Below are 4,398 nucleotides of genomic sequence, written 5' to 3'. Positions count from 1 at the left end.
AAGCCTATAATAAAAGTCGACCCCCCTTTAAAATATATACTTAAGACCCGCAGCCCGTTGCTGTGGGTCTCTTTTTGTTATATGAGTATTAAAGCGTAGTGTTATAAGAACCGAGCAACCCCGACTGGTATCCTTTGGCGACAGCCCCAATGCGTGTTTTGACACCTAACTTCTGATTGATCGACGTGAGATGATATTCGACCGTTCGCTGACTGATAGCTAGCTGCAAGGCGATCTCTTTGTTCGTCAACTCCACCGCGACAAGTTCGAGCACCTCTCGCTCTTTCGGGGTCAGATGGTCGGGCGATCGGGACATCATTTTTTCTGAAACTAGTGCATAGCCCATTACGCTTTGTTTAATAGCGTTAATAATCTGGGCGTAGGTGCTCTGTTTGGACAAGTAGGCATGCGCCCCTATTTCATAGGCTTTGGCGTAAAACTCGTCATATGTATGGATCTCCTTTGTGTTGAGGTAGGTGAAGGACTTGACGCACCATTATTACCGTAGCACATTCGTGCAAGTGGAAAATCCGTAACGTGACGCGGAATCCGGGGCGTTCGCGCATTTGTATGGCGTGATCGAGCCAACGGGCAATGCAGGTACCTTCTGCAATAAAAATAATTTATTTCAGTAATTGACTAATCAATAACTAGATGATAAGATGATTTCAAGTTAGTGATTGACCAATCACAAAAATCATAAAAAATGAAATGGGGCTAATCAAATGAAGAAAGCAATTGTAATCGGAGCAACGGGCGGCACGGGAGCAGCAATCACAGAGGAACTTGTCAAAAGAGGGGTAGAAACCATTGCATTTGGACGTTCTCTCCAGAAATTAGAGCAGTTTGCCAGAAAGCTTGGCAACCCGAAGCATTTGACTCTTTCCGTAGGAGACGCTATGCGCCCAGAGGATATAGTGGCCCAAGCAGGAGGGGCTGACGTAATGTTTCACTGCGCGAACGTACCCTATCATGAGATGGTCAATAAGTTGATTCCGCTAGGCGAATCTGTGATGGAGGCCGCGGAACGGCTTGCTATCAAAGTAGTAGCGATCGATGGGATCTACCCATATGGGAGAAGACAGATGGAGCTTATTACAGAAGAGCATCCCAAACAGCCTCATACTATAAAAGGAAAAATCCGGCTGGATTACGAACGGATGCTTTTTAGCAAACGGTGGAGCCATGCACAAGTCATGATTGTTCGATTGCCAGATTATTATGGGCCCACGGCTAATGAAGCCTCCTATTTAGGCTCAACGTTGGAAGCGATCGCTGCTGGCAAAATGGCTTTTTTCATCGGTAACATGCAAGTTCCCCGCGAATATGTTTATTTACCGGACGCGGCAGCGATGGTTGCTGAACTGGCAGGCAAGKATTTCGCTTATGGACAGAATTGGCATATACCTGGCGGTGGTGTTATTTCAGGGCGAGAGATTGTGCGGATCGCCCAATCAGCAAGTGGCATCGCTAAACCCGTTATTCCGTTAAAAAAATTAGGGTTATCGTTGATTGGCATGGGGGTTCCTGTGATGAAAGAAATCGTCGAGATGCTTTATTTAACCGAGGAGCCGCTGGAGCTAAGTGGGGAAAAATACAAACGGTTAATCGGACCGATTAAAGCGACTCCTTTCAAGGAAGGTATAGCTTCGACTGTTGCGGCATTGCAGGATAGTAAGGTTTCTCACCCACAAAAATAATTGTTTGATCAATACTACTTCCAAGGCTAATTCACGTTCCACTTCCTAGTTACTGAAAAAATATCCATGGGGTAAACGCGATTTTGTGCAAATACAAAGATTTTCAGAAAGCTTACAATATGCGTGTATGCAACTCATGACAGACAGAATCAATAGGGGCGGATGGGGGTGAACGAAGAGGCTGCTTTTCAAATAAATCGAATCGGATGATTCGCAGGGAGGAAGTAACGATGATATCAAGGAAAAAGCATGTCGTGATGGTTGCTTGCTTGATCATATTTACTATACTTGCATCTCTTTTGATGACAACGGAAACCAAAGCCCAGACCCCGGAGCAGCGAGTCGAGCAATGGTACACTTCGGCCAAAGTGGGACTTATGATTCATTGGGGCATGACCACGGGTCAAACGGACGATAACATTGCAACCTATTACGATATAGCGGATTTTGAATCGGCAGTTAGTGCGGCTGGTTGGGATGCAAACAAATGGGTTGATGAGGCACTGAGAATAAATGCAAAATATATCACGCTTTGCTCGTTTCATAGTGTGATGGGCTACATCAAACCTTGGATGTCTTCCATCCCGGGCACGATGGGGACACAGAGAGATTATTTAGGAGAATTAGTCACGGCAGCCCATGCCAAAGGGATCAAAGTTGTGGTGTATATAACTCCTGACCCGAAATGGCATGATAGATTCGGACATGAATGCTTACTTTCTCACAAAGCGGTGGTTATGTGACGATCACGGTGCCTTCCTGGCAAAGCGCAGATACGATTATCAAGCTGACCGCAACCGATCCTGTGACAATTTTACCAAGAAGCAATCTAACGGCTCCAGTTGGATGTATTCGGTACGGCGGGTTGGAAACAAGCGGATATAGGTACAGTAGCTGCGCCAGGCAGTTATACGACGAATACAGTTTCCAATACAGCAGTAATACTGCCCACTGGTAATACATTTACAACGTATAAGTCAAGTGATGGCATCAATTATACACTGGTGAAGCAGGAGACAATCGCTATGGGCAATACGGTGTACGTAGGCATGTACGTTTGTTCCCATGCGACAACGACGACTCTTGCCAATGCTACATTCGATCACCCAGTCCTCACCCAGCCTTAATCTCGTACAAACGGAACGACGAAACACTCCACAGATTGAATTTGTGGAGTGCTTTATCATGAACATCAAGAGTGGCGAGATTGAGTTTCTTTAAATTCAGAAGGGCTCAATCCAGTCGTATTTTTGAAAATTCGACTGAAATAATGCTGATTGGGATAACCGACAATCTCAGCAACTTTCCAAATTTCTTGTTGAGGGTTTTCACTGGAAAAAATGGATTGGTAATTGATGGCGGAGGAACAGTTGCTCAGGGGTCAACCATCAAACATTCGAATTGGAACAGCAGCACTAATTTGGAATGGAAGATTATTCCAGCAAATAGGAAAAATTATAAGTTTATCAATCGCGCCAACGGATTAGTGCTGGATGGCGGTAGTAAAAGTAAATTAAGAGGATTCATGCCGCTATCTAGCCTTACTGGCCGGATAGCGGCGTTTTTTGCAAAAAAGTACAGACTCTCGATGGTCTTTGAAGAAAAATGAACAGTAGACTTACACCAATTTTCGTAGATATAGTAAGTTTGGTACCTATGAGTGCTCCGCCACCTTATTAACGTTAGTTTTCGGTGCGTTAGCTGAATCTAGTTACCCAATAATTTGCATAGGAGATGTGAAAATGGTAAAGACAAGCAGTTTTATTAAGAGGATAAATGTGGTGGTTTTGTTATGTATGATTTTTTCGATGTTTGGAATTACAAGTGTTTATGCAGGAGTAGAGAATGATGATTATTCCAAAATTGAATCCTTTGAAGGGGCTTCGGTCCCATCCACATGGAGTATCCAAGGCAGTGGCGGTACAACAGCGCTGTCGACCAAACATTTTAAACACGGAAACAAATCGCTTCAATGGAACTGGTCCAACGGCTCAAAACTGCTGGATACCAATCCGGTCAATCTGGCTACTTCAAATGCAAGTAACGGAGCAATGAAACTATGGATTTACAATGAAAATCCAATTGCAAATGATCCGTTGACGATTAGATTGGGAACGCTTACCGATATAAACAGCGGGGTTAACCCTTACAGTTTCAAGGTGAATTTGAATTTCAAAGGCTGGAGAACCATATGGGTAAAGTACGTGGACGAAGGTGTAAATAAAGATGTCGTCTTAAATAAAAGCCAGCGTCTGGCTAAGAGATTGGAAGTGATGCAGATTATTCCTCCAAGCACAGTTCCATCAGGTACTCTTTATTTCGATAATCTTGAGTTTATACAGAGTATTGCCGGTGATAGGGCTGCAGATTACCAGATGCCGAAGAACGGCATCTATACCGGGGATGATACCTACTATTACAGTCAGAAGGCGCCTACGCAACCGCTTCCTGCAACCATCTCACAGAATCAGATTAATGACTTCAATACAATCGTTAGTAGGTACGAYAAAGAGGTCTATGCGATTCCTAGTGATGCGGCAACTAGAGAAACATATCGTATTAGCCTTCCGAGAATTGGCAGAAATATTTTCGATGCCGCTGTGAATGACATATCGAATGCTATTGGAAGGTATGATGACTACAATATCCAAAGGCATTCGGATGGAACGATTACCGGACAAGCGCTGTATGCAGACAG

At 44.1% G+C, this 4,398-nt stretch carries 7 protein-coding genes; 5 read left to right on the top strand and 2 right to left on the bottom strand.

Annotation, left to right across the window (positions count from 1 at the left end):
* Positions 1–88: 88 nt before the first annotated feature.
* Positions 89–400: a response regulator transcription factor gene (locus AC1DUA_RS25500; RefSeq protein WP_477502431.1), complete on the bottom strand. Its 312-nt coding sequence runs from the start codon at positions 398–400 to the stop codon at positions 89–91.
* 325 nt (positions 401–725) lie between these two features.
* On the opposite strand from AC1DUA_RS25500, the gene AC1DUA_RS25495 reads away from it, so the two are divergent.
* From AC1DUA_RS25495 to AC1DUA_RS25485, 3 genes are all read left to right on the top strand, one after another.
* The gene (locus AC1DUA_RS25495; protein WP_477502430.1) at positions 726–1,700 is read left to right on the top strand and encodes an SDR family NAD(P)-dependent oxidoreductase; all 975 of its coding nucleotides are present in this window, start codon (positions 726–728) and stop codon (positions 1,698–1,700) included.
* A 230-nt stretch (positions 1,701–1,930) separates the two neighbouring features.
* Positions 1,931–2,443 carry an alpha-L-fucosidase gene (locus tag AC1DUA_RS25490; RefSeq protein WP_477502429.1) on the top strand — a complete coding sequence of 171 codons (513 nt, stop codon included), beginning with the start codon at positions 1,931–1,933 and terminating at the stop codon, positions 2,441–2,443.
* A 99-nt stretch (positions 2,444–2,542) separates the two neighbouring features.
* On the top strand, positions 2,543–2,827 hold the full coding sequence (locus AC1DUA_RS25485; protein ID WP_477502428.1) for a hypothetical protein: 285 nt from the start codon (positions 2,543–2,545) through the stop codon (positions 2,825–2,827).
* Positions 2,828–2,892: 65 nt separating this feature from the next.
* Here the strand turns inward: AC1DUA_RS25485 and AC1DUA_RS25480 are convergent, their stop codons facing one another.
* Positions 2,893–2,994 (bottom strand): AraC family transcriptional regulator, encoded by a 102-nt coding sequence (locus AC1DUA_RS25480; protein WP_477502433.1) that lies wholly within the window; start codon positions 2,992–2,994, stop codon positions 2,893–2,895.
* Between AC1DUA_RS25480 and AC1DUA_RS25475 the strand changes: the two genes are divergently transcribed.
* Both AC1DUA_RS25475 and AC1DUA_RS25470 read left to right on the top strand, forming a co-directional pair.
* Complete coding sequence (locus tag AC1DUA_RS25475) at positions 2,971–3,309, top strand: RICIN domain-containing protein (RefSeq protein ID WP_477502432.1); 339 nt, start codon at positions 2,971–2,973, stop codon at positions 3,307–3,309. The genes AC1DUA_RS25480 and AC1DUA_RS25475 overlap by 24 nt on opposite strands.
* Positions 3,310–3,496: 187 nt before the next feature.
* The coding region (locus tag AC1DUA_RS25470; RefSeq protein ID WP_477502427.1) for a chondroitinase family protein at positions 3,497–4,398 on the top strand (902 nt) is incomplete at its 3' end.

Source organism: Paenibacillus sp. 01T422, assembly GCF_056398785.1.
The sequence above is the reverse complement of the archived record's forward strand: the minus strand, read 5'-3'. Positions and strand labels throughout refer to the sequence as shown.